General features: G+C 68.2%; 24 protein-coding genes. 21 read left to right on the top strand and 3 right to left on the bottom strand.

The window, feature by feature from the left end; all coding sequences use genetic code 11:
* Positions 1-338: 338 nt before the first annotated feature.
* From AB1824_09265 to AB1824_09185, 17 genes are all read left to right on the top strand, one after another.
* The gene (locus tag AB1824_09265; protein ID MEW5765152.1) at positions 339-2,339 is read left to right on the top strand and encodes a hypothetical protein; all 2,001 of its coding nucleotides are present in this window, start codon (positions 339-341) and stop codon (positions 2,337-2,339) included.
* Positions 2,340-2,397: 58 nt separating this feature from the next.
* Entirely contained in the window at positions 2,398-4,074 is a 1,677-nt protein-coding gene (locus AB1824_09260; protein MEW5765151.1) for a hypothetical protein, read from the top strand.
* 186 nt (positions 4,075-4,260) lie between these two features.
* The gene (locus tag AB1824_09255) at positions 4,261-5,568 is read left to right on the top strand and encodes an MFS transporter (GenBank protein ID MEW5765150.1); all 1,308 of its coding nucleotides are present in this window, start codon (positions 4,261-4,263) and stop codon (positions 5,566-5,568) included.
* 1 nt (position 5,569) lies between these two features.
* Entirely contained in the window at positions 5,570-6,190 is a 621-nt protein-coding gene (locus AB1824_09250) for a hypothetical protein (protein ID MEW5765149.1), read from the top strand.
* 1 nt (position 6,191) lies between these two features.
* Positions 6,192-6,836 (top strand): hypothetical protein, encoded by a 645-nt coding sequence (locus AB1824_09245; GenBank protein ID MEW5765148.1) that lies wholly within the window; start codon positions 6,192-6,194, stop codon positions 6,834-6,836.
* On the top strand, positions 6,833-7,396 hold the full coding sequence (locus AB1824_09240) for a methyltransferase domain-containing protein (protein MEW5765147.1): 564 nt from the start codon (positions 6,833-6,835) through the stop codon (positions 7,394-7,396). The genes AB1824_09245 and AB1824_09240 overlap by 4 nt, the downstream gene beginning before the upstream one ends.
* Positions 7,393-7,698 carry a Smr/MutS family protein gene (locus tag AB1824_09235; GenBank protein MEW5765146.1) on the top strand — a complete coding sequence of 102 codons (306 nt, stop codon included), beginning with the start codon at positions 7,393-7,395 and terminating at the stop codon, positions 7,696-7,698. The genes AB1824_09240 and AB1824_09235 overlap by 4 nt, the downstream gene beginning before the upstream one ends.
* Positions 7,699-7,869: 171 nt before the next feature.
* Positions 7,870-8,130, top strand: coding sequence for a glutaredoxin 3 (gene grxC / locus AB1824_09230; protein MEW5765145.1), 261 nt, complete (start codon positions 7,870-7,872; stop codon positions 8,128-8,130).
* A gap of 53 nt (positions 8,131-8,183) precedes the next feature.
* A complete protein-coding gene (gene queF / locus AB1824_09225; GenBank protein ID MEW5765144.1) occupies positions 8,184-8,582 on the top strand; it encodes a preQ(1) synthase in 399 nt (132 codons plus the stop codon).
* A complete protein-coding gene (locus tag AB1824_09220) occupies positions 8,579-9,052 on the top strand; it encodes a methylated-DNA--[protein]-cysteine S-methyltransferase (GenBank protein MEW5765143.1) in 474 nt (157 codons plus the stop codon). Before queF ends, AB1824_09220 begins: the two co-directional genes overlap by 4 nt.
* Before the next feature lie 76 nt (positions 9,053-9,128).
* The gene (locus AB1824_09215) at positions 9,129-9,497 is read left to right on the top strand and encodes a hypothetical protein (protein MEW5765142.1); all 369 of its coding nucleotides are present in this window, start codon (positions 9,129-9,131) and stop codon (positions 9,495-9,497) included.
* Positions 9,494-10,669: a beta-ketoacyl-[acyl-carrier-protein] synthase family protein gene (locus AB1824_09210; GenBank protein MEW5765141.1), complete on the top strand. Its 1,176-nt coding sequence runs from the start codon at positions 9,494-9,496 to the stop codon at positions 10,667-10,669. The genes AB1824_09215 and AB1824_09210 overlap by 4 nt, the downstream gene beginning before the upstream one ends.
* Positions 10,666-11,670, top strand: a complete 1,005-nt coding sequence (locus AB1824_09205) for a beta-ketoacyl synthase N-terminal-like domain-containing protein (protein ID MEW5765140.1) — start codon at positions 10,666-10,668, stop codon at positions 11,668-11,670. The genes AB1824_09210 and AB1824_09205 overlap by 4 nt, the downstream gene beginning before the upstream one ends.
* Positions 11,667-12,365 carry a peptidoglycan editing factor PgeF gene (pgeF, locus tag AB1824_09200; GenBank protein ID MEW5765139.1) on the top strand — a complete coding sequence of 233 codons (699 nt, stop codon included), beginning with the start codon at positions 11,667-11,669 and terminating at the stop codon, positions 12,363-12,365. The genes AB1824_09205 and pgeF overlap by 4 nt, the downstream gene beginning before the upstream one ends.
* Complete coding sequence (locus AB1824_09195) at positions 12,362-12,724, top strand: cyclic pyranopterin monophosphate synthase MoaC (protein MEW5765138.1); 363 nt, start codon at positions 12,362-12,364, stop codon at positions 12,722-12,724. Before pgeF ends, AB1824_09195 begins: the two co-directional genes overlap by 4 nt.
* Before the next feature lie 5 nt (positions 12,725-12,729).
* Positions 12,730-14,265: a tetratricopeptide repeat protein gene (locus tag AB1824_09190; protein ID MEW5765137.1), complete on the top strand. Its 1,536-nt coding sequence runs from the start codon at positions 12,730-12,732 to the stop codon at positions 14,263-14,265.
* Positions 14,266-14,269: 4 nt separating this feature from the next.
* Positions 14,270-14,659: a holo-ACP synthase gene (locus AB1824_09185; protein ID MEW5765136.1), complete on the top strand. Its 390-nt coding sequence runs from the start codon at positions 14,270-14,272 to the stop codon at positions 14,657-14,659.
* A gap of 108 nt (positions 14,660-14,767) precedes the next feature.
* Here AB1824_09185 and AB1824_09180 read toward each other — a convergent pair whose 3' ends face one another.
* Both AB1824_09180 and AB1824_09175 read right to left on the bottom strand, forming a co-directional pair.
* A complete protein-coding gene (locus tag AB1824_09180) occupies positions 14,768-15,937 on the bottom strand; it encodes a branched-chain amino acid ABC transporter substrate-binding protein (protein MEW5765135.1) in 1,170 nt (389 codons plus the stop codon).
* A 54-nt stretch (positions 15,938-15,991) separates the two neighbouring features.
* The gene (locus AB1824_09175; GenBank protein ID MEW5765134.1) at positions 15,992-16,687 is read right to left on the bottom strand and encodes a peptidylprolyl isomerase; all 696 of its coding nucleotides are present in this window, start codon (positions 16,685-16,687) and stop codon (positions 15,992-15,994) included.
* Between the two features lie 331 nt (positions 16,688-17,018).
* On the opposite strand from AB1824_09175, the gene AB1824_09170 reads away from it, so the two are divergent.
* From AB1824_09170 to AB1824_09155, 4 genes are all read left to right on the top strand, one after another.
* The gene (locus AB1824_09170; GenBank protein MEW5765133.1) at positions 17,019-18,275 is read left to right on the top strand and encodes an acyl-CoA dehydrogenase family protein; all 1,257 of its coding nucleotides are present in this window, start codon (positions 17,019-17,021) and stop codon (positions 18,273-18,275) included.
* A 291-nt stretch (positions 18,276-18,566) separates the two neighbouring features.
* Positions 18,567-19,253 carry a hypothetical protein gene (locus AB1824_09165; protein ID MEW5765132.1) on the top strand — a complete coding sequence of 229 codons (687 nt, stop codon included), beginning with the start codon at positions 18,567-18,569 and terminating at the stop codon, positions 19,251-19,253.
* Between the two features lie 37 nt (positions 19,254-19,290).
* On the top strand, positions 19,291-21,684 hold the full coding sequence (locus AB1824_09160) for a hypothetical protein (protein MEW5765131.1): 2,394 nt from the start codon (positions 19,291-19,293) through the stop codon (positions 21,682-21,684).
* A gap of 163 nt (positions 21,685-21,847) precedes the next feature.
* Positions 21,848-23,806 (top strand): hypothetical protein, encoded by a 1,959-nt coding sequence (locus AB1824_09155; protein ID MEW5765130.1) that lies wholly within the window; start codon positions 21,848-21,850, stop codon positions 23,804-23,806.
* Between the two features lie 157 nt (positions 23,807-23,963).
* On the opposite strand, the gene groEL is transcribed toward AB1824_09155, so the two are convergent.
* On the bottom strand, positions 23,964-24,871 hold a 908-nt coding region (gene groEL / locus AB1824_09150; GenBank protein ID MEW5765129.1), incomplete at its 5' end, for a chaperonin GroEL.

The raw sequence follows: 24,871 nt of genomic DNA, 5'->3' as shown, positions 1-24,871 counted from the left end.
CCGCCCGCCCGCCCGCAACACCGTTGGACGAAAGGTCACGCGAACCGCCGCCCGGCGGATGGTCAGCCCGGCCGGGCCGAGGGCTCCTCCCCCACGAATCCGTGGCATGCAGGCCTTGAACGGTTTTTTGCGTGCAGTGATCCATGGATGGGAGGTAACCCATGAAGTCAACGCAGGATCGCCGGTCGCCCGCGGGGGTGCTGGCGGCGATGATGGTTGTCGGATGGACTCTGGTTGGGGCGCAAACGGTCCCGGCAACGAATTGGATCAGAGGGGGAGGGTTCGAGGGGGAATCTTCACGGATCCATTGGAACCAGGAGTCGTCGGCTGGAAGCACCTTGATCCGGTCGGTGGGAAGCGATGGCGCCTTCGGCGGCGAATGCGCCGCCGTTCTGGGCGGCTCAAGGGGGACGGTGGATACGCTCAGCCAGTTCGTCGGCGGGCTGCCCGCCTACTACGACGGTTCGATTCTTTCTTTCCACTGCAAGGCGCTCGCACGGCCGCACGGCGGCAGCAAGGGAGACTCGCTCCGAGTCCAGTTGGTGGACGCAGAAACGGGGAACTCCGTGCCAATTGCGGTCGTAACCCCAGAAACCGAAACGTGGGAGTTCTTCCGTTACCCCCTGTCGTCAGGTGGCCTGGGGCTTCTCCCCGGCCGCGACTATTATCTCGAATTCGAGGCCACCACAGGTCCTCACGCGTGGCCAACCACCTACCTTCTCGATGAGGTTCAACTCGAGCCTCCCCAGCGGGCCATGTTGCTTCCCACGGACCCACCCGATCCGCCCGACACGATCCCGGACGAGGATGGGGACATGCCGTACCAGAGTTCACCCGGCATCGGGTTCGTGGACATCACGCCGCATCACGACGTTCCCAATACGTGTTCTTGCGGGTACCCCGCCCATCAGACCGTCACCATCACGACAACCGGCTTTACCCAGGCGGAGTTCTCCTCGGCGGTCGTGAAGTTCAAAACGCCGAGTTCCTCCGTCAGCAAGGTGGCCTCCGTCCTCTCCCGGTCGTATGACCCGGCCACGGCCACCGGCGTCCTCTCGTGCACGGTCCCCGATTCACCCGGCGGAAAGAACTACCTTGGCTCCGCTTCGGTGAAGGTCAAGGCGAGCAACGGAAAGAAGGCCGCTTCCCCCCAGTATCACTTCGACACCGCCGGACTGGAGAGGGGCTTCTGGTACGGTTTCCCGTCGCCCGTATCGGGGATTCAGCTCCTCTCGAGCGCCACTCCGAGCGTCCTGGGCGGGGAGACCTTCAGCGTCCGGGCGACGGGGATGGCCACCTTCACCAAGTACCGGCCCAACGCGAGCCCTCCGAGATGCGGCGACCGCCCGGACCAGGACTTCGTGCACCCGCTCGTCTTCGTCAAGGACTCCGCCAACACCAAGGTGAAGGTCCTCCGGAGCACGCTCAACCCCGCCCCGGGGACCCCCTGCGCCTCGGCGCCGGTGAACTGGACCTGGACCGGCACCTGGTCTGACGACGGCGCGCCTGGGGTCTGCACGTCGGCCACGCCCTGCATTCCCACCCGGACTCCCCTGTCGGCCGTTTTCCTCAACCCGGACAACGTGACCGAGGACGGGACGCTCAGCCCCCGGATTGCCCAGTACAAAACCCAGATCGACAACTTCTTGCAGTTCCTGGAACCCGATGACGAACCAAAACTGCCAAGCCTGAGCGGCGTAAGCCCCAATTGGGCCGATTCCGTGGGCGGGGTCTTCGGTTGCGGCGGCCCCGTGACCTCCAACCAGATCGTCCTGAGCGGCGCCAATCTGAAGCGCATCGCCTCGGTGCGCAACGCGGGAGAGACCGTCTTGTGGTCCGGACTGTCGGGCGGTCCCGACGGCACGAGCCTCTTCGCCACGGCGCCGGCCCACCCCGTGGGCGCGGTCCGGATCCAGGCCACGACGGCGGACGGGCTGACGGCCGAATCCGACCCGGGAGCGCTTTCGTATGTGTGTTCGTTCCAGGCGCCCTGCGGCGTCTTCCAGGGCCCCTTCACTTACACGTCGGCGCCCCCTCCCGGCACCTACCACAGGACCGAGTGGCTGACGGCCAAGACGGGCCAGAACGAGGACGTCTCCTTCAGCGCCTCCTTAAACGCCGGAGACGAGGCCAAACTGAAGGCGATTCCCTATCAGGAGCACCTGGACACGACGCTCCCTGGCGGCGCCGTCGTCACCGAGCACAGGCTAGGCTTCTACGTATACGTTGAACCCCTGGCGGCCAGCGGAACCCAGAGCAAGTACGACGTGATCGTCCAGCAGGCGTGCACGGGCGCGACGATCTTCGCGGGCCAGATCACCTTCCTGTACAAATACTGACGCTCGCGTGGGCCGGCGGGCCGCGGGCCCGCCGGCCCCCTCTTTCGGGGTGGACACCATGACGAAGAACAGAGCGCGCCGGGCGGCACTCCTTCTCTTGCTGTCGTTGTCGGTCTCGCTTTCGGCGCTGGGCCAAGAACCTTGGATCCTGGGCTTTCTGGACAATGGAGTCAACCTGTGGCAGATCATGAGCGCCGCCGTCCTGGCCGACGGTTCGGCGGTCATCCTCCTCCTTCCGCCCCCTCCCAGTTTGACCGAGGCCGAGCCCTACCTCCTGGTTGGCTTCGACGCCCATGGCAACCGGCGCTGGGCCAGGCAGTTGCCCAACGCCTCCTTGGTGGAGTCGGAAGCGACCAGCCTTCTCGCCCTCCAGGACGGGACCTTCCTGCTCTTCCTGCACGCCGAGGGGACCATCCCTCCCGACTGCGGATTGAACGTGTGGGGATCGCGCTGGACGGCAGAGGGGGAGGTGCTCTGGCAGCGGTATTTGATGCTCTACGACATCTGGTGGTCCCTGGAGGCGTTTCAGGTGCCCAGCGGGCGGGTATTTCTGACCTCCGGTGGAGGGGAGTTGCAGGAACTGGACGTGGAAACCGGGGAGGCGCTCTGGGAAAAGGCATTTTGGGTCGTTCCGCCCGACGGATGGGCGGCAGCCCTTACGATCCGTGACGTTGTGGAGCGCGCCGACCGGGGGCTCACGCTTTGGACGGGGTTCTCGTGGGAGCACGGCCCGTGGGATGCCCCGTGCGCGTTGCTCTTCCTCGGGCCCGACGGAAGCCTTCAGGGCCACCGTGACTTCTACCAGGTTCGGCCGTGGCAGGTCTTGGTCGGGAGAATGCAGGTGGCCCCCGATGGAGGGTACTTTGCCACCGGAGTGAGCCGGTACTGGCCCGAGGAAGAGCCATATCCCCTCCGGCATCTCCCGGCCGCCGTGAAATTCGGGCCGGCCGGCGAGATCGAATGGCAGTACATCTACGGCAACGAGGATTGGAAAGGGACCGTTTATGGGTCCACGGTGGTGGACGGCACCCTTCTCATTTCTGGATCGGTGGGCCGTGAGCCTTTTGACGGCTACAACGCGCTCCTGGCGAAGGTCGGCGCCGACGGCTCCCTTTTCGACGCCCGGGTCTTCGGCTGGCACAACGACCAAGGCCCCGCGCAAACCTGTACTTTGCGGGAAGTGTGGGCGCGGCCCGGCGGGGGCCTGCTCGGGGTGGGGAACTACAGTCCCTCTCCTCTCGGCGCACGTCAGGCCGTCGCCCTGTACTCCTTCGGACCGGAGGGCGACCTCCCTGAATCCTGCACGACGTGGGTGGACTATCCGGGCATGTACGGTGAATCGCCGCTGGCCGAGTATCCCGTGCCGATCTTCACCGCCGACTCCAGCGGGATTCAAACGTGTCCCACCGACGCGAGCTTCGAGAATCTGATTGACATCGGCGCCGACACGCAGTTCTGCGGGGAGGCGTACCCAGGCATCGTCTCTGTGAAGAAGCTCAAGGATCCTTTTCGGCTCAAGGTGACGGGGTGGAATTTCGAGGAGGGGAGCAAGCTCTTGATCAACGGCACGGCGGTCCCCAAATCGGTCTTCAAGGGGCTGGACCTGCCGGGCCGAACGCGCCTGGTCGCCTCCGGTGGGGGCTTGAAGGCGCTCCTGCCGAAGGGCGAGGCGGTGACGCTGACGGTCCTCAATCCCGACGGGCGGGAATCCGTGGGCTTTCGATTCACGCGATAGGCCCTAACGCCGCGAAGCGGCATCACGCCTCTATGGGTGGGTGCTTCGCGCGGTCGTCCCCGTGACGCATGGACGGCTCGATCCTGAGCTTGGGAGCCCATCGCGGGGTGCGGAAGCCGTCGCGCGGGGGCGGTTTTTCCCTGTATACTGACCCACCGCAGACGGCCACGAAGCCAGGGAGGAGCCATGTCCGACGCGACGAATCCCGCCGGGACAGAAGCGCGGCCCCAGCCGTCCACCTTCTACCGGTGGGCGGTGCTGGTCATCATCAGCCTCGCCATGTTCGGCAACTACTACATCTACGACTCCATCAATCCGGTGACGGATCTGATGAAGGCCCAGCTGGGCTTCACCGACGCCGTCATCGGACAGCTCAACACGAGCTACAGCATTGCCGCGGTTCTTGTCCTTCTGGTGGGGGGCGTCCTCATCGACCGCCTGGGGACGACCCGGACGACGGTGCTTTTCGGCGCGCTCTGCACGGTCTCGGGCGTCACCATGCTCCTGAGCACGGAGCCCTGGGTGATGATCGGATCGCGATTCCTCTTGGGCGTGGGAGCCGAGCCCCTCATCGTGGCCATCACAGCGGCCCTGGCCAAGTGGTTCAAGGGGAAGGAGCTCTCCTTCGCCTTCGGGATCAACCTCACCATCGCGCGGCTGGGGCAGGTGGCCGTGGACTGGTCCCCCACCTGGGCCAAGTGGGCCTACGACGGGTGGCGCACGCCCCTCGTGCTGGCGGCGGTCCTGGGCTCCCTCTGCACCCTGGGGGCGCTCGCCTACTGGGCGCTGGAGTCCCGGGCCCTGAAGCGCTACTCCCTGGGCGAGGAGGGGGAGACGGACCGCCTCGTGGTCAAGGACCTCTTCCGCTTCGACGCCTCCTTCTGGTATTGCGTGGCCCTCTGCGTGACCTTCTACTCGGCGATCTTCCCCTTCCGGACCTTCTCCATCAAATTCTTCATCGAGAGCTACGGGCTGACCCGGGAGATGGCGGGCCAGATCAACAGCAGCCTCCCCGTGGCGGCCATGGTGGCCACCCCGCTCTTCGGGCTCCTCGTGGACCGCATCGGGCGGCGGGCCTCCCTCATGTTCCTGGGGGCCTTCCTGTTGATGCCTGTCTACGTGATCATGGCCTACCACGCCCTCCCCCTGTGGATCCCCATCGCCATGATGGGCGTCGCCTTCTCCCTCGTCCCCGCCATCATGTGGCCCAGCGTCGCGTACATCGTGGAGCAGAAGCGCCTCGGGACGGGGCTGGCGGTCATGACTCTGGTCCAGCAGGTGGGCGTGGCCGGGCTCAACACGGTGGTCGGCTACGCCAACGACCTGGGCCATGCGGGCCCCGCGAATCCCGCGGGGTACGTCCCCGGGATGTGGCTCTTCTCCGGCCTCGGCTTCGTGGCCCTTCTCTTCGCCTTCCTTCTCTGGAAGGTCGAGAAGGGGCCCAGGGCCCACGGCCTCGAGACGATCCGGGTCGGCGCGAAGGCGGAGGGCTGAGGTGCTGAAGCGCTGGACCACCGTCCTGGGCTTCACCCTCCTTTATCTCGCCGCCGCGGCGGCGGGAGCGGCCGCCTCGGGGAACGGGGAGTTCCTCTACTACATCGGCGTCATGGTCGTCCTCATGGGGGCCGTGGGCGCTCTTCACTTTCGAGTGGGGCTGAGCCCCGGCGCCCTCTGGGGCCTGAGCCTCTGGGGGCTCCTCCACATGGCCGGGGGGCTCCTGCCCCTTCCCGCGGGATGGCCCTACGACGGCCCCCACGCCGTCTTCTATTCATGGTGGATCGTTCCCGGCTTTCTCAAGTACGACATGGCGGTCCACGCCTTCGGCTTCGGCCTCACCACCTGGGTGTGCTGGCAAGGATACGGGGCGGCGGTGCGGGGCGCCGGGGGAGCGCCCCGGCCCACCTTCGGCGCCCTGGTCCTTTGCTCCGCGGGGGGGATGGGCTTCGGAGCCCTCAACGAGGTCGTGGAGTTCGCCGCCACGCTCCTGATGCGGGACACGAACGTGGGAGGCTACGTGAATACGGGGTGGGACCTCGTCTCCAACTTGACGGGGTGCGTCCTGGCGGCCCTCCTCATCGGCCTGGGCGGGCGGAGGGCTCAAGCCCCGGAGGCCTAGGATGGGATCGTCCAGCCCCACGGAGATCACCACCGCCCTCACGGACCTTTTCTGCGCGGCGGCGGCGGTGGCGTGCGCCTTCCGCCTCGGACGGCCCGAGGGGGGACGCGCGAGCCTGTGGAGATCGGCGTTCCTGACCTCCGCGGCGGCTTCCCTCCTGGGGGCCGCGGCTCACGGCTTGTCCCTTTCCCCGGCGCTCTCCCGGTGGGCCTGGCGCCTCATCTACGCCTGCCTGGCGGCGACGGTGGCCCTGGCGGCGGGGGCGGCGGCCCAGGCATCCCTCGGGAGGCGCGCGGCCCGGTGGGCGGGCCTGCTCCTCCTGGCGGGGGCGGCGGCCTTCTGGGCCCTCACGACCTTCCACTCGGACAGCTTCGGCCTGTTCGTGGCCTACGAGGCGGCGGGCCTCGGATTCGCCCTGGCCCTCCTCGTCTCCCTGGCCCGGCGGGGAAGGGCCGGCGCCGCGGCCGCGTCGGCCGGACTGGCCCTCTTCCTGTTGGCGGGCGCCGTCCAGGCCTCGGGCCCCTTCGAAGTCCGCTGGGGCTGGCCCCTGGATCACAACGGCGTCTTTCACCTGGTCCAGCTTCCCGCTTTCTTCCTGCTGGCCGCTGGAGCGCGGCGCCTCGAAACCGGGGAGGCCTCGCCGTGAACGGCCACTTCGACTGGATCGCCCCCGTCTTCGACTGGGCGGGCGGCCACCGAGACCCGGAGGCCCTCCGCCGGGTCCTCGGCCTCCCCTCGCCGGGACGGCTCCTCGACTTGGGTGGAGGCACCGGCAGGGTGGCCCGGTCCCTCGTGGATCACGTGGGAGCGCTCGTCGTGGCCGACCTGTCCAGACCCATGCTCCGGCGGGCCGCCCGCAAGGCGGGTTTGAGGGCGGTCCTGGCCTTCGCGGGCTCCCTTCCCTTCCAAGCCGGGGCCTTCTCGAGGATCCTGGTGGTGGATGCGTTCCACCACTTCGCGGACCAGGAGGGCGCCCTGAGGGACCTGTTCCGCACGGTGGAAGCGGGAGGGCGCGTCGTCATCGAGGAGCCCGACGCCCGCCGGGTCGGGGTTCGCGCCGTCGGCCGCCTGGAGAAGATCCTCGGCATGACGAGTTGCATGCGCCCTCCCGAGGCCATCGCCGAAATGGCCGCCCGGGCTGGGTTCCGGACCCGGGTGGAGGAGGGAAGCCGCTTCTCCGTCTGGATCGTGGGGGAAAAGGATTGATCGAAGGCGGGGAGTTCTTTCCCGGTCCGGTGGCGATCCCGGTGAACGGGATCCTGGACCTGCACGCCTTCGATCCCCGTGACGTGAAGGTCGTGGTGTCGGAGTACCTGGCCGAGTGCCGGCGCCTGGGGATCCTCGACGTCCAGATCATCCACGGGAAGGGGACGGGAACCCTGCGGCGGACGGTCCACGCCCTCCTCCAGCGTCTGCCCGAAGTGGCCTCCTTCTCGACGGCCGGTGCGGGCGAGGGCGGATGGGGCGCGACCTTCGTCGTCCTGCGCGCCGAAGGTCTTGGCCCCTAAGGGCCCCGTTACCCGGCCGGCCCCGCCGCATCTCTCCCCAGTGCTATTACGACGTGATCCGCGCGGTGTCGCGTCCCTAGGCGGACGGTGCGACAATAGCGGGACAGCCTCCGGCGTTACCGGAACCGGGGGACCCGGCTCGCAGGCGATGTGCCGCCCCGGAGGAGACCCATGAAGACGCCCGTCACCGTGTTCACCATGACCCTCTGCCCCTACTGTGTCGCCGCCAAGCGTCTCTTGAAGAAGAAGGGCGTGGACTTCGAGGAGGTCAATCTCGACCGCCACCCCGAGCGTTGGGCGGAGTGCGAGCGCCGCTCGGGGAAGGAGACCGTCCCCCAGGTCTTCTTCGGGGACCGCCACATCGGGGGGTGCGACGACCTGATGGACCTCGACCGCTCGGGCGAACTCGACAGGCTCATCGCCTCGCTGTAACCTGGGTCCGTGGGACCCCCTGCCACGCCAGCGGGCCCAGGCGGAGGTGAGCCATGGCGGCCTATACCAAGGAGCACGCCAAGAAGGGCCTGGACGCGCCCCTCCCGGCGATCGAGACGTGGCCGAACCAGTTTCCCGGCTACGAAATCACCATCGAAGCGCCCGAGTTTACCTCGGTGTGCCCCAAGACCGGACTGCCCGACTTCGGCCTCCTCGTCCTGAGGTACGAGCCCAGGAAGTCCTGCCTCGAACTCAAGTCCTACAAGGAGTACCTCCTGGCCTACCGGAACGTGGGCATCTTCTACGAGAACGCCGTGAACCGGATCCTTCGGGACGTGGTGAAAGCCTGCGGGCCCGAGCGGGCGACCCTCACGGGAGTGTTCAACTCCCGCGGCGGAATGAGCGCCTCCGTCGTGGCCACCTACACCCGCGACAAGGGATTCGGCTCGTGACCGCCCCGGTGACCCTCGGACTGGAGACGCCGGTGGGACGCCTCGACGTGACCCTCTCGCCGGGAGCGGTGCACCGCATCGAGTTCGGGGGAAAGGCCCCCGACGGACCCGTCCCCCGAAGCGTGGCCCCCCTCCTGAACCGGCTCAAGAAGCAGTTGCGCGAGTACTTCGCGGGATCCCTCCGCGACTTCGACGTCCCTCTGGACCCCGATCCTCCCGGCACCGATTTCCAGGCGAGGGTGTGGGAGGCGCTCCGCCGGGTGCCCGCCGGCCAGGTCCTCTCCTACTCGGACCTGGCGAAGTGGGCGGGGCGGCCGGGCGCCGCGCGGGCGGCGGGGTCCGCCTGCGGCGCCAACCGGATCCCGATCCTCATTCCCTGCCACCGCGCGGTGGCGAAAGGGGGGCTGGGCGGCTTCGGCGGCGGGCTCGCCGTCAAGAAACAGCTCCTCCGCCTGGAGCGCGGCACCTGATCCCTTCCGCTCCGCGCGTCCGCCCGGGCACGGGTGGAGAACCCGCCCGGACCGGCCGCGGACCCCGGTGAACGCCATGGCCCGTCTTCCTCACGCCTACCCCTTCCGGTTCCTGGACCACGAGGACGCCACGCGGCCGCTCGAGGCGGCCTTTACGGCGGGCGCGGCATTTCAGAGGTCCGGCCGGGCGCCCGCGTGGACCCTTCTCGAGGCCATGGCCCAGGCCGCCGGACTGGCCGCCTTCTCCCGCGAGGACTCGGGAGGGATGGTCCTGCAGGTCCAGCGCTTCCGGTGTCCGCGCCCCCCGTACCCGGGGGACCGCCTGGCCCTTTCGGCACAGGTCCTCCAGCGCATGGGTCCCGTGGTCCGGGTGAAGGTCCTGGCCCGCCGCGGAGAGAGGCTCGTGGCTCGCGCCGTGGTCACCCTGCGGGAGGTCTCTCCTTGACGGCGCCCTGCTATGTCACGGGGATCGGCGCGGTCTCGGCCTTCGGCATCGGGACGGAGGCGCTCTGGAAGGGGCTCCTCTCGGGAAGAACGGCGGTGAGCCCGCTAAGGAGGTTCGACGGGAGCGGCCTCCGGAGCCCCCTGGTCGCGGAAGCGCCCGACCCCGGAGGGGATTTTCCCAACCGCACCGACCGCCTCGCCTTCGCCGCCGCCCGGGAGGCCCTGTCGTCGGCGGGGCTCGAGGCCCTGCCTGAGCAGGCGGGGGTGGCCACCGGGGCCGGCGTGGGCGGCCTGCCCGAATCGGAGGAAGCCTTCGGCGCCTGGCTCGCAGGGTCGGCGAGGACCCCTTCTCTCAGGACGCTGACCCGCCACATGCCGGCCACCACGGCCGACCTGCTGTGTCTCGCCTTCGGCGCCCGCGGCCCCCGCTGCGCCGCGGCCAGCGCCTGCGCCTCCTCCACGACCGCCCTCGCCCTGGGCGCGGCCTGGATCTCCCTCGGAGAGACGGACTGCGTCCTGGCCGGAGGCGCCGATGCCCTTACGCGCATGACCGTGGGAGGATTCAACAGCTTGCGGCTCGTCGCGTCCGAACCGCCCCGGCCCTTCGATCGGAGCCGTTCGGGCATGGCCGTGGGGGAGGGGGCGGCCTTCCTCGTCCTCGAATCCTTCGAGCGGGTCCGGGAGCGCGGGGCTCGCCCCCTGGCGGCCCTTTCCGGATGGGGGCTCTCCACGGATGCCCACCACGCCACCGCCCCCCATCCCGAAGGGAGGGGAGCCCTGGCGGCCCTGCAGGCGGCCCTTCAAAGGGCGGGAGCGACGGCCGAGGAGGTGGACGCCGTGAATGCGCACGGCACGGGCACCCGGGCCAACGACTCCGCGGAGGCCGCGGCCCTGGTCCGGCTTCTGGGCCGCCGCGCGCCGGAGGTGCCCGTCTCTTCCGTCAAGGGGGCCCTGGGCCACTGCCTGGGAGCGGCGGGAGCCCTGGAGGCCGTCGCCTCCGTCCTCACGATCCTCCGCCAGACCGTTCCCCCGACGGCGGGGCTGGCCACGCCGGAATTCGAGGGCCTCCTTCTGCCGACCGCGCCGGTGGAGCGTCCCGTCGGGTCGGTCCTGACCCTGAACCTGGGCTTCGGCGGCCACAACGCCGCCCTGTTTTTCCGGAGGACCCCGTGAAGGGGCCGTTCGTGACGGGCGTGGGGGGCGTGGGCCCCCTAGGGACCGGCATCCTCTGGCCGCCTCCCAAACCCTCTTCGGATGCGCGGAGGGTGCCCGCGGACCTGCCCCTCCGAGAGGGATTCTCGGCCCAGTCCACTCGGTGGCTGGACGGGGCGTCCCTGTGGTGGGCCAACGCCGCCCGTCAGGCGCTAACGCACCTGTCTCCCGATACGATCGCGGTGGCCGGCCAGGCGGTGGGGCAGTCCTGGGGGCCCACGGCGCCCGTCCTGGACCTCGAGAAAGGAATCTGGAGCGAGGGACCGGGGGCCATGAACCCGGCCCTCTTCCCCTTCACGGCGGGAAACGCGCCGGCGGGGCAGGCTTCCCTGCTCCTGGGGCTCACGGGACCCTCCCTGACGCTTCACGCGAAGGAGGCTTCGGGGCTGGCCGCCCTGGTGGAAGCCTCGCGCCTCGTGGCGTGCGGAGCGGCCGAGACAATGGTGGCGGGCGGGACGGACGAACTGGCCCCGTTCCTCCTTTTCGTCCTCAAGCCCCTGAGGGGGAAGGGGGCCCCGCCACCGGGCGAGGGCGCCTACGCCCTGGCGCTGGAGCGGGACCCGGGACCCCGGCGTCCCCTGGCGCGCGTCGCGGGATGGGGCGGGGCGTCCCGCCCGTGCGGGCCGCACGCCTTTCCCGTGGACCCGGGCGCGCTTCTGGATGACCTGGCCGCCGCCGTGGGGCGTACGGCGGGTTGGGGGCCCTCCTCCGCCGATGCCGTGGCGCTTCCCGCCGAAACCCCGTTCTGGCAGGAGGCGGCGGAGGCATGGAGGCGCCGGCGGGCGCCCGGCGCCGAGGCTTTCCGGTTCCAGGACCCGCTGGGATGCTGTGGGGCGGCCTGGGCCGGCGCGGCGGCGGTCCTGGCGGCGCGAACGGCCCGGAACGAGACGGGCCGATCCCTTCTCCTGGCCGTTTCCTCTGGCGGAGCGGCCTGGGGGCTCGCCTTGGAGGCCCTCCCGTGAAGACGGCCGTCGCCCGTTGCCCTTCGGGGCCGTACCTGGACCTCGGCCCGTACTTTCCCCGCGGAGTCTTCGCGTTCTTGACCCTGCGGGGGGACCACGACGTCTCCCCCGAGGGGCTCTCCCGCTTCCTGAAGGACCGCGGCCACCCGGGCATCCGCGTCCATCGAGCGGACCAGGTCCACTCGGACCGCGTGGTTCGGGCCGATGAAGCGCCCTGCGCCGCCGACGCCCTGGTGGGCGACCGTCCCGGGGAGGCCGTGCGCGTGGTGACCGCCGACTGCGTCCCCATCCTGCTCTGCACCTCCGACGGGACCCGCGTGGCGGCGGTCCACTCGGGATGGAAGGGGACGCTCTCGCGCATCGTGGAGCGCGCGGCCCAGGCCCTCTCCCCGGATCCCTCGGACCTGACGGCCTACGTGGGGCCCGCCGTGGGACCCTGCTGTTACGGCGTGGACGAGGCGCGCCACCGCGCTTTTCGCGAGGCCTTCCCCGGCTGGGTGGGCGAGGGGAGAGGCGCGCTCTCGCTGGACTTGGCCGGACTCAATGCGCGCATGCTGACCTCCCTCGGACTCCGGGCCGAGAACCTTCACGTGGAGTCGCGTTGTACGGCCTGCGAGGCCCTGTTATGCTGTTCCTATCGCAGGGACGGAGAGCGGGCGGGCCGCATGGCGGCGGTGATCGGGAGGTCCGGTTGAGCGGTGGATGGACGCACCTCGACGGCCACGATCGGGCTTGGAAGCCCGGTGCGGGCGGGCGCCGGCCGGCGGTCCGGGGCGCCGAAACGGTTCCGGGGTTCTCTTTCCTGGGCCACGTTGTGGCGCCTGCCGGGGTGGCGGTACACTTCGTGCGGGACGATTCGGAACGCAGGATCCGGGTGGAGGCGAAGGCCTTCGCGAAGAACGTCACGGGGGTCGAAATGGAAGCCAAGACGGCGCGCGCCGCATCCCTCCCGACCCGCCGCGACGAGGTCAAGGGCGCGGACGAGGGGGGCGAAATCGGTCCCCTCCGCCTTCTGGATAAGACCGGCGGCACTTCCGGCCGGCACGAACGGTGAGCCCCATGTCCTCACTCGAGCACGAGAAGCAGCTCCTGTTCGACCGAGACCTCGACCGGGCCATGTCCGCCCTCTCCCCGCGGGCTCCCGCGGAGGCGTGGGTGCGGGCCGGTGAAGCCCTGCGGGTCCGGTCCATGCCCCACCTGGCCGCCTCGGTGACCGAGAAGGCCCTCGCGCGCCACGCGAGGGTCCCGGACCTGTGGAGGACCCACATCCAGGCCGTGGCCTTCTCCCCCGAATTGCTCCAGAAGGTCTGGACCCGCCTGAGCGAAGGGGGCTCCCCGGCGGGCGCCTCGAGGGAGATCCTGCTCGCCCTGGTGGAGTACTACCTGGAGAGGGACAAGGAGGGCGTGAAGCGCCTCGAGGGGATCCCCATGAAACAGCGGGGCGCCCTCTTCTACGAAGTGTGCGGCTATTACGCCATGGCCAGCCAGGACTACCGGCACGCCGTCAAGGCTTTCCAGCAGGCCAGGAGACTGGCGCCGAAGGACCTCCGGCTGACCTACTACGTCGGCCAGGCCTACCACGCCATGGGCGATCACGCGCGGGCCCTCTCCTGGCTGTACCGCCTCGTGAGCCGGGAGAGGCACTTCGTCCAGGCCTGGGACACTCTGGCGAAAATCCACCTCGAGCGCGGGGACCGCCACCTGGCCCGCCAGGCCTTCGGCATGTCGCTGTCGGTGAACCCCCGGGACTGGGGCATCTACTTCACCTTCGCCGATTACTACCTCGCCGAGGGCCGCCACGACATGGCCCGCGCCGTCCTCACGGACCTTCTCGACCTTTCCCCGAGGGAGGTCATCTCCGCGGAGGTTTACAACTACCTGGGATACCTCTCCTACCTCCAGGGCCGGTACGCCGAGGCGCTTCCCGCATTCCGCAAGGCGCTGGAGCTCAATCCTTCCCTGGCCGTGGCCTGGCTCAACATGGGCAACCTCCATTTCCACCTCAAGCAGATGGACGAGGCCCAGACCTGCTTCCGCGAGGCCCTGAAGGCCGACCCGCACTTGGGCGCCGCGGCGTGCCAGCTCGGCCTCACCCAGCTCGACCAGGGCATCCTGGATCGGGCCCGGGATCCGCTCGAACGGGCCCTCGCCCTGGACCCCTCCGACTACTGGGCCCACCTGGGTCTCTCGGAGTACCACCGCCGCACGAAGAACCCCGTGGGAGCGCTGGAGGAGGCCCGGGCGGCCCTCCGGATCGCGCCCGACGATCCGAACGTCCACAACTACCTGGGCATCGCCCTGGAGACGAACCGCCGCTACTTCGACGCCGAGAAGGCCTACCGCAGGGCCCTCGAGCTGGACCCCCTCCACCGGTGGGCCGCCAACAACCTGGGGTACCTCTGCGAGAAGATCATGCGCGTGGACCCCTCCTACAAGAGCGCCGCTGTGGAGGCCTGGAAACAGCGCCTCGTCATCTGCCGGGACATGGGATCCTCCGTCCGCGGCGCCATCAACCACCTCAAGCGTCTGGGAGTGCCCGTGGCGACCCTCCGGAAATGGCTCGAAAAGGAGCCTCCCGCGGTCCGGAAGCGGTGAGACGGTGATCCTCGCCGTGGGGCTCGACCTCTGCGACGTGGATCGCGTGGAGGCGGCGGTCCGCAGACACCCCCGGCTCCTGGACCGCGTGTTCACCCCGGCGGAGCGCGCCGCGTGCGAGCGGAAGGCCTCCCCCTGGGCCTCCTACGCGGCCCGGTTCGCCGCCAAGGAGGCCGCCATGAAAGCCCTGGGCACGGGCTGGGGGGGCGGCGTGGCCTGGAGGGATCTGGAGGTGACGGGAGGGGCCGGAAGCCCTCCCGGGATGGCCTTTCACGGTGCAGCCCTCCGGCGGCTGGAGGCCCTGGGCGGACATTCGGCCCTCGTGAGCCTCACCCACGAACGGCGCGCCGCCGCCGCCGTCGTGATTCTCCTGGGCGCCCTCCCGCGCCGGTAGCGCAGAGGGGCGCGCCCCGAGGTCCTGGCCGGCGCGGCCACCCCGGGACGAAGAAAAGGCCGGGGCAGGGCCCCGGCCTCTGGGTTGAACCAAGGAGAAGCCCCGGTCCTACTTGGCTTCGGCGGGAGCGGCGGCAGGCGCGGGCGGGGCCTCCATGGGAACCTCCACGAATCTTCCGCCCTCCACCTTCCACATCACGTACGGGGACTGCTGGGGGTCCCCCTTCTCGTCGAACTTCATCTTGCCGAAAGGCGTCTCCACCTCGATCTTGTGAAGCGTGCGCGCCACCTCCACGCCGTCCGTCGTGCCCGCCTGGGAGAGGCCCGTGAGGGCCACCGTGGCGGCGGTGTAGGCGTAGAGGGAGTAAGGTCCCAGCTCCCCGTACTTGGCCTTGTAGGCGGCCAGGACGCTCTGGGCGGTGGGAAGTTTCTCCTGGTCGGGGATGAAGGTCACCAGAGTGCCCTCCCCCGCGGCGCCCGCCGACTTCAAGAACTGGGGATCGATGCATCCGTCCCCGCTCACGAAGGCGGCCGTGCATCCCTTGGCCTTTAATTCCTTGACGAGTTCCGCCCCCTGGGGCCACAGGCCGCCGAAGTACACCACCGTGGGTTGGGCTTCCTTCACCTTGTCCACCACCGTGGGGATGTCCACGCCGGTGCGGTCGATGGAGCCGTAAAAGGCCGACTGCGTCTTGGTGAGGAACTCGAAGTTCTTGAGGAACTCGTTGGCCAGGTCCTGGCCGTAGGAGGACTTGTCGTGGATCACGGCGACCTTGGCGCCCGGGAAATGGTCGGCCACGTACTTGGCGGCGCTGCGTCCCTGCTGGTCGTCCCGGCCGCAGACCCGGAAAATCGTCAGGTACCCCCTGTCGGTCACATCGGGGTTCGTGGACGAGGCGGTGATCATGGGGATCTTTTCCTTGCTGTACACCTCGATGGCCGCCAGCGTGCAGGGCGAGTTGTAGTGGCCGACGACGGCGTGGGCCCTCTTCGCGAAGTCGCGCGCCACCACGAGGGCCTGGTCCGGATCGCCCTTGTCGTCGGCCTCCAGGAGGACCACCTTCTTCCCATCCACGCCGCCCTTCGCGTTCCACTCGTCCACGGCGAGACGGACGCCGTTGACCACGTCGCGTCCGCTTCGGGCCTGCTCCCCCGTGAGGGGCGCGGCCACTCCCAGCGTGATCTGCCGGTCCGAGCAGGACCACAGCAGGATCAATCCCAAGGACGCCAGGATCACGATACCGGCGCGCCTGGCCGCGCTACGAAACCGAATTCCCATGTCCGCCTCCCGTAGCGTCCCCTCGGCGGGGTACCGCCCCCGCCGGTCGCCACGTTACTTGACTGGTGTCGTGTTGCCGTCCAGCGATCTCTTCTCGATCCAGGCCTTGGTGATCGAAACGGGGTTCTTGGGCCTGGAGCCCTCGGGGTCCGTGGCCCCCCCCACCGTCGGGGCCGACACGATCTTGTCCACCACGTCCATTCCTTCGATCACTTCTCCGAAGGCCGTGTACTGTCGGTCCAGGGGGCCGGCGTCCCCCACGCAGATGAAGAACTGGGAGGAGGCCGAATCGGGGTCGGAGGCGCGGGCCATGGACAGGATCCCCCGGGCGTGGTGCACGTCGTTGAATTCGGCCTTGACCGTGATCTCCTTGCCGTCGGGCCCCACGTTGCCTCCCGTGCCCCAGGTGGAGGGGTCTCCCCCCTTGGTGTTGGGGTCCCCGCCCTGGATCACGAAACCGGGAAGGACCCTGTGGAACTTGGTCCCGTTGTAAAAGCCCGACCGGCACAGGTTGACGAAGTTCTTCACGTGGAGGGGAGCCTTTCCGGGAAAGAACCGCAGAACGATCCTCCCCGCCGTGGTCTGAAGGACGGCCACCGTCTCGGATTGGACCTTGGCGACGGGTGCCGGTGCCGCCTTTTCGGTCCCGGCGGGCTTGGCGGCCTGGCCGGGATTTTGAAAGCCCTGGGCCAGGGCGGAACCGATCACCAGGGATGACGCGAGGACGGCGGCGATGCCGAGTGCCTTCATGGGGTACCTCCGCTCCGGGCACGGCCCGGCGAGAAAGGCAACAGTCTACGCCAGGGGCGGGGCGAAGAAAAGCCGAACCCCCAGGTTCCAGGAGGGGTGCGACAGATCGCTCGGGCGAGGCGAATCCGGCCGACCCGATCCGCAGCATAGGATGGTGCGCGCGAAAAACGGGGGGTACGCCCCCCGCCGTCGCGGCGCCGCGCCGACGCCCTGTGGCGAAAATCTAACCTCCGACCCGGGAGGCGGCAAGGAGGCCATCCCTTCCCGGTGCTACACTGGGTCAAAGCACCACCGCGCGGGCGCGCCCGCCGGACACGAGAGGGAGGAGACCATGACCGCCGTTCCGGACCCCCTGTTGAACGAACAGGAGCGATCCCTCAGGAGGGAGATCCAGCAGTTCGTCCGAACCGTTCCCAGGAAGTTGATCCTGGACATGGACGCGGAGCGCGTCCGATACCCCCGCGAGTACCTGGAGGAGGCCGGGCGTCGCGGCATCCTGGGCCTCCGCTTTCCGTCACCCTACGGCGGGCGGGACCTCCCCTGGACTTCCGAAATGGTGGCCCTCGAGGAGGTCGGGATCCTGGGGACCTCCCTGGCCTGCCTCTACTCCCTCGTCTCCATCGTGGGCGAGGCCATCCACCATTTCGGAACGGAAGACCAGAAACGGCGCTACCTCGCCCCCATGCTGGCGGGCCGGCTTACGCCCGCCGAGGCCTTGACGGAGCCCAGGGGCGGCTCGGACTTCTTCGGCGCCACCACGACGGCGGTGCGGGACGGGGACGCCTACGTCCTGAACGGCCAGAAGCGCTTCGTCGTCGGCTCCGAGGGGGCCGACTTCTTCCTGGTCTACGCCCGGACCGGGGACCCGAAGGACCCCAAGCGGTCCATCAGCGCCTTTCTCGTGGACCGGGGCGAAGGCGTCCAGGTGGAGCACGTCTACGGCCTCATGGGCACCCGCGGCGGGGGTACGGGGCGGATCCGCTTCAAGGACTGCCGGGTGCCCGCCTCCAATGTGCTCGGCGGGGAGGCCCTCCTGGGCGCCGGCGCCCGGATCTTCGACCAGATGATGATCCCCGAGCGCATGACGAGCGCCTGCGGCGCCCTGGGCATGGCCCGCGTCTGCATCGAGATCGCCGCCCGCTACGCCGCGAGGAGGAAGGCCTTCGGCCAGGAGATCCGGCGCTTCGAAGGGGTCTCCTTCAAGATCGCCCAGGCCCTGACGGAACTCGAAGCCGCCCGCGGCCTCTGCCGGGAGACCTGCCGGGCCATCGATTCGGGCGCCGTGGACCCGGGCCGCGTACGGCGAATGGTCTCCCAGTCCAAGCGCTTCTCCACCGACATGGCCTGGCACGTGGTGAACCACGCCATGCAGGTCCTCGGCGGCATCGGCTACACCAACGTCTACCCCGTGGAGAGGATGCTGAGGGACATCCGCCTCATCATGATCTGGACGGGCACCAACGAGATCATGGACCTCGTCATCCAGCACGAGTTCTACAAGGAGTTTCTCAAATCCCCTTCCGCCGCCCGCGACGTGGAGCAGGACGCCGAAAACGCCGACGCCCCGGACGAGAAGGTGTACGAGTAGCGGCGCCGGCCGAGAGGAAGCGGGGAGGGGATGGACAGGGGCCAGCGCCCTTCTCCTCTGGCCGGTCTGGTATCCTTGCTGCGGGAAACGATGGTGACATTCCAGCGTTGCCAAAAAGGCGAAAAGAAGGGGGCTGCGGCCTTCCCCCCCGGGCCGATTCCGCACCTCCGCTTTTCCCTCCTGCTTCCGGTAGTCCTCCTGTTCGCTCTTTGGCTGGGAGGGACTTCTCCTTGCGGCCAGCACCCCCAGCCTCCAGAAGCCGCCGAAGAGCCGGAACTCGGATGGAGAAAGGTGAACCCCCGGGAGGTTCCCGACCGGATCCGCCGCGAGGCGATCGGCATCCTCACCATCTGGTGCAGCGAAGAGGGGATGCAGCTCTACGGGGGAACGAAGGCCGACCTGGAAGCCCACGAGAAGCGAAAGGCCGAGCAGAGGGAAGTGTTGCGGTACGAGCGAAGTCCCGCTGGCTTTCGCTCCATTGGAACCCTCGTCGTCGCGGACACCGTCCCGATGAGCGGACTGGCGCACGAAGGGGTGGTCCGCCACTACCCCGCCACCGCCCGGGAGGGAGAGTTCGTGGAGTTCCTCTACGACATCCTGGAAGGCAAGAAAACCTGGGTCAAGCTGAAGGGAGAGAACGAAGGACCGGGGTGCAAGGTCTCCTTCGTGCCCCTGAAGGGATCGGCGAGAGTCAAGTTTTTCGAGGTCGATCTCGGCTTCTTCGAACCGGGTCGGTCCTTGCGGATCTACACCAGACCGGATCCCACGGCTCCTTACCGCACCGTGACCCTGCCCTGGGATCCACCGGAGGTCGGCTCCGGCTGGGAACTCGTCATTTCGGAAATCCAGAACGGGATGGGGCGTCTCCAGTATTGGCCCTGCGGCGGCGACACCCCCTACGAGCCGGGGTGGGTCGAGCTGAGGGACGAACAGGGGAGAATCGTCGTGTGGTGGTGCGATAATTGCGGGTGTTGCTAGAAAGCGTTCCACCGCAAGCAGGGGAAGGGCGCACCCGATGGCACGACCGCAGGTTTGGCTTTGGGTTCTTTGGCTCTTCTTCTCGGCCGGCCACGCGTTTCCCATGGACCACCGGCCCTTCGAGCGCTCGGAAGAAGCGCAACGGATCCTGTCGGCTCGCGTGGAAAGGAAGGCCGATGCCTACGAGTACACCTTCACGCTCCGAGTTCCCCCCGGGACCCGCCTTTCCTGCCTGAGGGTCCCTTCGGCGGGGGGAAAGCTCGAAGCCGTTCCGCCCGTCGAAGGAGCCTTCTTTCCGAAAGGGTGGCCCGACCACGTTCCCGGTGATTTCGTCCGGTGGCCGCTCTGGGAGGGTCCGTCTCCCGAAACGACTCCCGCCCGGTTCGTCGCTCGCTCCCCGCTGCCCCCCGCCCTCGGGGAGGCACTTCTGGAGAGGTGGGTGGAGGACAAGGTGGAGGAAGAGGCCGAACGGCAGTTGAAGGTCCAGGGGGCGATTTGCAACGACGACCTTCGGGAGATTCGGCGTAGGTCTGTCGGCTCCGCTTTGTCTCTCGTCCCCCGCTCCGGTTCTCTCGGAACCTTCGAACACGCGCGGGCTCTTCTGGGGGAACTCTCTTCGGCGGCCTCCTCGGGCTGGATCTCGGAAGGCCCCGGCCGACGCTGGGCGGCCTGCGTGGAGAGAGCCGTAGAACATGGGCTGGAGGGCGATTGGATCGGTTGGGAATCCTATTTTCAGCTTCTCATGGACCTCGCCGCTGAGGCGCGGGAAGGGGGATCCCGGCCGGAGCTCTGCGACTGGGCCGAGCTCAACGCCGCCTACCTCAAGGCCTGTCGTCCCGCCCCGTGCGAACCCAAGTTTTCGGCCTCCGTCGGGCCGGAAATCCCGCCGGTGGACCAAAACCACATCGCGACGGTCCGCCTTCAGAACGCCGCGACGGGTGAACCGCTCGCCAACGGCGGGATCGAGTTCGAGGTCCTGGACGGCCCGGCCGCCGGCAAGAAAGATCGCCTTCCGCCGGAATCCGACGGCCTCTGGAGGGTTCTCTTCTCGTCCCTCGGCCCCGGCGAGCAGCGGGTGAAGCTTCGCGCCTTGCCTCCCGCGCAGGGCGGATCCTGCTTCCCGGTCGAGAAGGAGGTGACGCTCCGACTCCGGTGGTGGGACGGAGCGAATATAGGTAGCTGGATCTTTCCCTACCGGGCACGGCTGACCCCGGGTGCCCTTCTTCCGGTCTACGAAACCACGTGGAACGAAGGCGGGCGACGGGCCTCCGGCACGCAGACCGCCTACCTCGTCCACCGGTTCTCGTGGCCCGATGACGCGCCGTGGAGGCTGGTCGGCCTTCGCATTGTCCCCTCTCTCCAGCCGGGCGAGGAGAGCGGGATGTCGACACAGCTTCGAATCCCGCCGGACCTCGAGGCCGGCTGGTACTGGATGGTGACCGTCGCCGATTGGCAGGGGTTGGTCAAGGAGACGTCCGAATCCGACAACAGCAGCTACTCCCATTTCAATATACCCTTCTCTTTTGATGTCCTTCGAGCGAGAACTGTCGGAACGCCCGGCTGGGTGGACGTCACGGAGGAGGCCGCGCCCAAACCCAGAAAGGAATACCGAAGGCCGCCGCCCCCTCCCTTCGAAAGGGAGGATTTCGACCCGCCCTGCAACGATCCCTCCCGGTGGCGGGATCTCTTTGGTGAGGTGCCCCCGCAGCTGGGGGACCACCCGATCGAGGAGCTGGCCCCGGAACTGTGGAAGGGCGCCATTGGCAGGATGGATATCGTGGCGGCCCTGCCCGCCGGGGTCCGCGCTTCTTCCGGAAAGGAGGCGCGGCGGCTTCTCGACCTCTCCGGGGGCGTCCGCATTCCGGTCTTCCAAAATACTCCCGCGGGCTTCGTTCCCAAAAAAGCCCGCCGGCTGACGGCTCTCGTTCCGATAGACGTGGAGGTGGCCTACGGCGAGGCACTCTTGCCCGGAGAGCGCCAGGAGGTCGCCTTTTCCTTCCCGGTCTACGCCGTAGAGGAAGGGTGGGCCGAGGTGGCCCTCGACGTGACCACGGGGGAGCGGGCCTGGCTGTCCCTCCAGGGGACTGGGGCGTTGAAGTTCCGTCTTTCCATGGTCGTCGGCGACACCGATTCCTGGGGAGCGGAGACGGCCGACCTCGTGTCCCTCCTCAGGGAACCCTTCCTTCGGGCCTATGCCGCGCCGAGCTTCCGCTCACCCTGGGTCGTCCTGAATTGCCAATGGAGCCCACCGGGGAGCCAGGGATTGGGTTGGCTACGCATTCGGAGAATCCGAAATGGCTTCGGGCTCGTGGAGGGGCGCTCCTGTTGGGCCGAAGACGAGACCTCCGTTCTGTTGGGCTGGATCCCCTTGCGGGATTTGGAGGGCTACCTCCTCGTCTGGCCCACCCCGGGAGCCCTTCGTTGCTGTTGAAAGAAGAAAAGGGCGGACCGGCTCCCGCCCTTTCCTTTCGGCGGGCGGAAGCCGAACGACTGCCCTCGAAGGCGACACCCCGCGTGATTCCAAGTCGGGCCGCGCCGCCCGGGAAGCGGGACGGACGCCGAAAGCGCCGAGGTCCAGGCGAGAGGAGGTACGAATGAGAACGCATTCCGGAGGTGCCGGGTTCTTCCGACGGGGTGAAATGGGCGGGAGTCTCCTTGGCGGGGCCGCCGCGGCGGTCGTCCTCCTCCTCCGGTCGCTCCCGGCAGGGGCTGCCGACGCCCCCGTCGTGAGGACGCGGCTGGGGCTCGATGGACAGCGGGTGGTGTATATCTACACCCTCTTCAACCCCGCGGAGACCCCCCTCCTCCTAGAAGACTTTCTCCTGGTAACCGATGAGATTTCTTACCCTTACAAGGCGGGGGAGCCAGCAGCGCCGCCCGACATCCCCTGCCACTTCTTGCCCCGCCCCTTTCTCGATTCCGAGGAGGGACGCCGGGCGGTGATCTACGGGCTGAGCCGCCGCCCCCTTCCCTCGGGAGGTGAGATAAGCGGTCTCTCGTACGCGACGAAGGCTCTTCCTGCGGTGGGCTATGTGGTGTTGCACCGTCCGGCGGAGACGGAGAGGGAGGCGCTCCTCGAGAAGGCCCTTCAGCACGGAAAGGTCCCTACGGACGAACCCTTTCGGCGCCTGCGGCAAGGGACCGAGATTCGGATTCCGACCCTGGTGCCCCGGGAGGCGGATGGTAAGGGCTGGGCGCTGTGGGACCGTTTCGAGAAGGACCTCTGGAAGCTTCGTGAGGTCGGCTGGATCTCCGACGTAGAGCCACTGAACCGGCTCGTTGCGGCGCTGAACAAGGCGCGTGAGGCTGCGGAGAAGGGACGCACCGATGCCATGATCGAGCACCTCCAGGCCATGGCCCGAATCCTTTCTGAACAGCCCGGGGAGGGAAGTTCACCTGAGGCCCGCGACTTCATCGTCGTCATGGCCGCGGCGCTAAGCACCACACGCCCCCAGATAGAGTCCCTTCACCTTCGGCTTACGGCGGAAAATATGGACCTTCAGGAAGGCGAGGTCGCCGGCTTCGAAGCTCGTCTAGAGCGGTGGGTGGACGGAAAGGTCTGCAAGGACGTAGAGTTCACCTGGGAGCTTCGGGACAACGCCGACAACTTCTTGCTAGAACGGAAGAAGACCCGAACGGGGCCCGACGGAAGGTCGAAGGCGCAGTTCCAAATCGGACGGGTCTCTTCGGTGGGGCTTTACGTTACGGCGCAGCTTTCCTCCGCCGCCTCCGAAAAGGCCCCCGCCCCATCCCCGCAGACAACCGGTGGGTTTGCTTACCTCCGCCTCCCCGTGCTCCCCGGCCCCACGAGCGTAAGGATGGTTCCCGAACTCGAGGTGGCTCAAATGCCACGGAAACCTGCCGGTGATGGGGAATTTCTCTGGCCATTCGGGGAAGCCTTCGAGGAAGCCCGCCGGATGGTGGGCGCGATGGTCCTGACCTGCGAGAGAAACCTTGACGATAAATTGGAAAGGGAGGCCGGCTGCACCCCTCTGCCTCTTTGCGTGGAGAAGACAGACCAACCTCCCTATTTCTTGGAGGAAGCGACGTCCAAGCCCTTCTTCCGGTTCTCGGAGAAGGAGTACCTTGAAGAGCGCTACCCGGTCCTCCGGAAGGAAGGCTCCTGTGTCGAAGTCCTTCTGGATGCAGAATCGCAACGGACAGCCTGGATTCAGCTAAGCCTCGCTCCCCCCGAAGGTGTCAAGGGCCTTCAGGCATCAGTAGACCTGTCGTGGGAGAGAAACCCCGACCTGATTCATTCCTACGAGCCCTTCAAGGATAAGTCCGTCTACCCCATCGATCCTTTCTTCCTCACGGGGCGGATGTGGCGTCGGATCTATGCGCAACCGGACCTTTCGGCGCCGTGGATGGTCATCTACCCCTACTGGCCCCCGATGGGGGGAAGCGACGTTGTCTACCTTCTGGGAAGGGAAAAGGACTTTCTCCTGATCGGCATCCTGGGGAAAGACGACGAGTACGCCCCCTTGGGCTGGATTCCTGTTCGGGATGAAGACGGCCGGCTGACCGTCTGGGACGCCCCCTTCTGGTGTTAAGGATCGATGCTTCCGGAGGTCGTTCCGCCAGAGAGGAACGGGGCGGGCCGAAGCCCGCCCCTTGTAGTTGAAACTGGAATCCTCGAGAGGAGTCGCGGTCTGGCTCTTTCGTCTCCCGTCTCGGGTCTCCCGTCTCGCGTCTCGCGTTTCGCCTTTCTTAATAGTCCATGCCGCCGCCCATCCCGCCGGGCATGGGCATGTCCTTCTTCTCCTCGGGCAGTTCGAAGATCATGGCCTCGGTGGTGAGGAGGGTTCCGGCCGCGGAGGCGGCGTTCTGCAAGGCCGTGCGGGCGACCTTGGCGGGGTCGAGGATGCCGGCGGCCACGAGGTCCTCGAACTTCTCGGTCTTGGCGTTGAAGCCGTTGGTGCCCTTCAGCTTCTTGATGTGCTCCACGACCACGGAGCCCTCGACGCCGCAGTTGTTGGCGATCTGCTTGGCGGGTTCCTCGAGGGCCCTCTTCACGATCTTGACCCCGGCCTGGAAGTCGTCGGAGCCCTTGAGGCCGTCCAGGGCGGAGAGGGCGCGGATAAAGGCCACGCCGCCGCCGGCCACGACGCCCTCTTCCACGGCCGCCTTGGTGGCGTGGACGGCGTCCTCGACCCGGGCCTTCTTCTCCTTGAGTTCGGATTCGGTGGCCGCGCCGACCTTGATGACGGCGACGCCGCCCACGATCTTGGCGAGGCGCTCCTGCAGCTTCTCGCGGTCGTAGTCCGAGGTGGTCTCCTCGATCTCGCGGCGGATCTGCTTCACGCGCCCCTCGATGTCCTCGGCCTTCCCGGCGCCCTCGACGATGGTGGTGTTGTCCTTGTCCACCACGATCTTCTTGGCCCGGCCGAGGTCCGCCAGGGTGATGTTCTCGAGCTTGATGCCCAGGTCCTCGGTGAAGCACTTTCCGCCCGTCAGGATGGCGATGTCCTCGAGCATGCGCTTGCGGCGGTCGCCGAAGCCGGGGGCCTTCACGGCGCACACGTGCAGGGTGCCGCGCAGGCGGTTCACGACGAGGGTGGCCAGGGCCTCGCCCTCCACGTCCTCGGCGATGATCAGCAAGGGCTTGCCGCTCTTGG

Source organism: Acidobacteriota bacterium, assembly GCA_040752915.1.
Classification (GTDB): Bacteria; Acidobacteriota; UBA4820; order UBA4820; family DSQY01; genus JBFLVU01.
The sequence above is the reverse complement of the archived record's forward strand: the minus strand, read 5'-3'. Positions and strand labels throughout refer to the sequence as shown.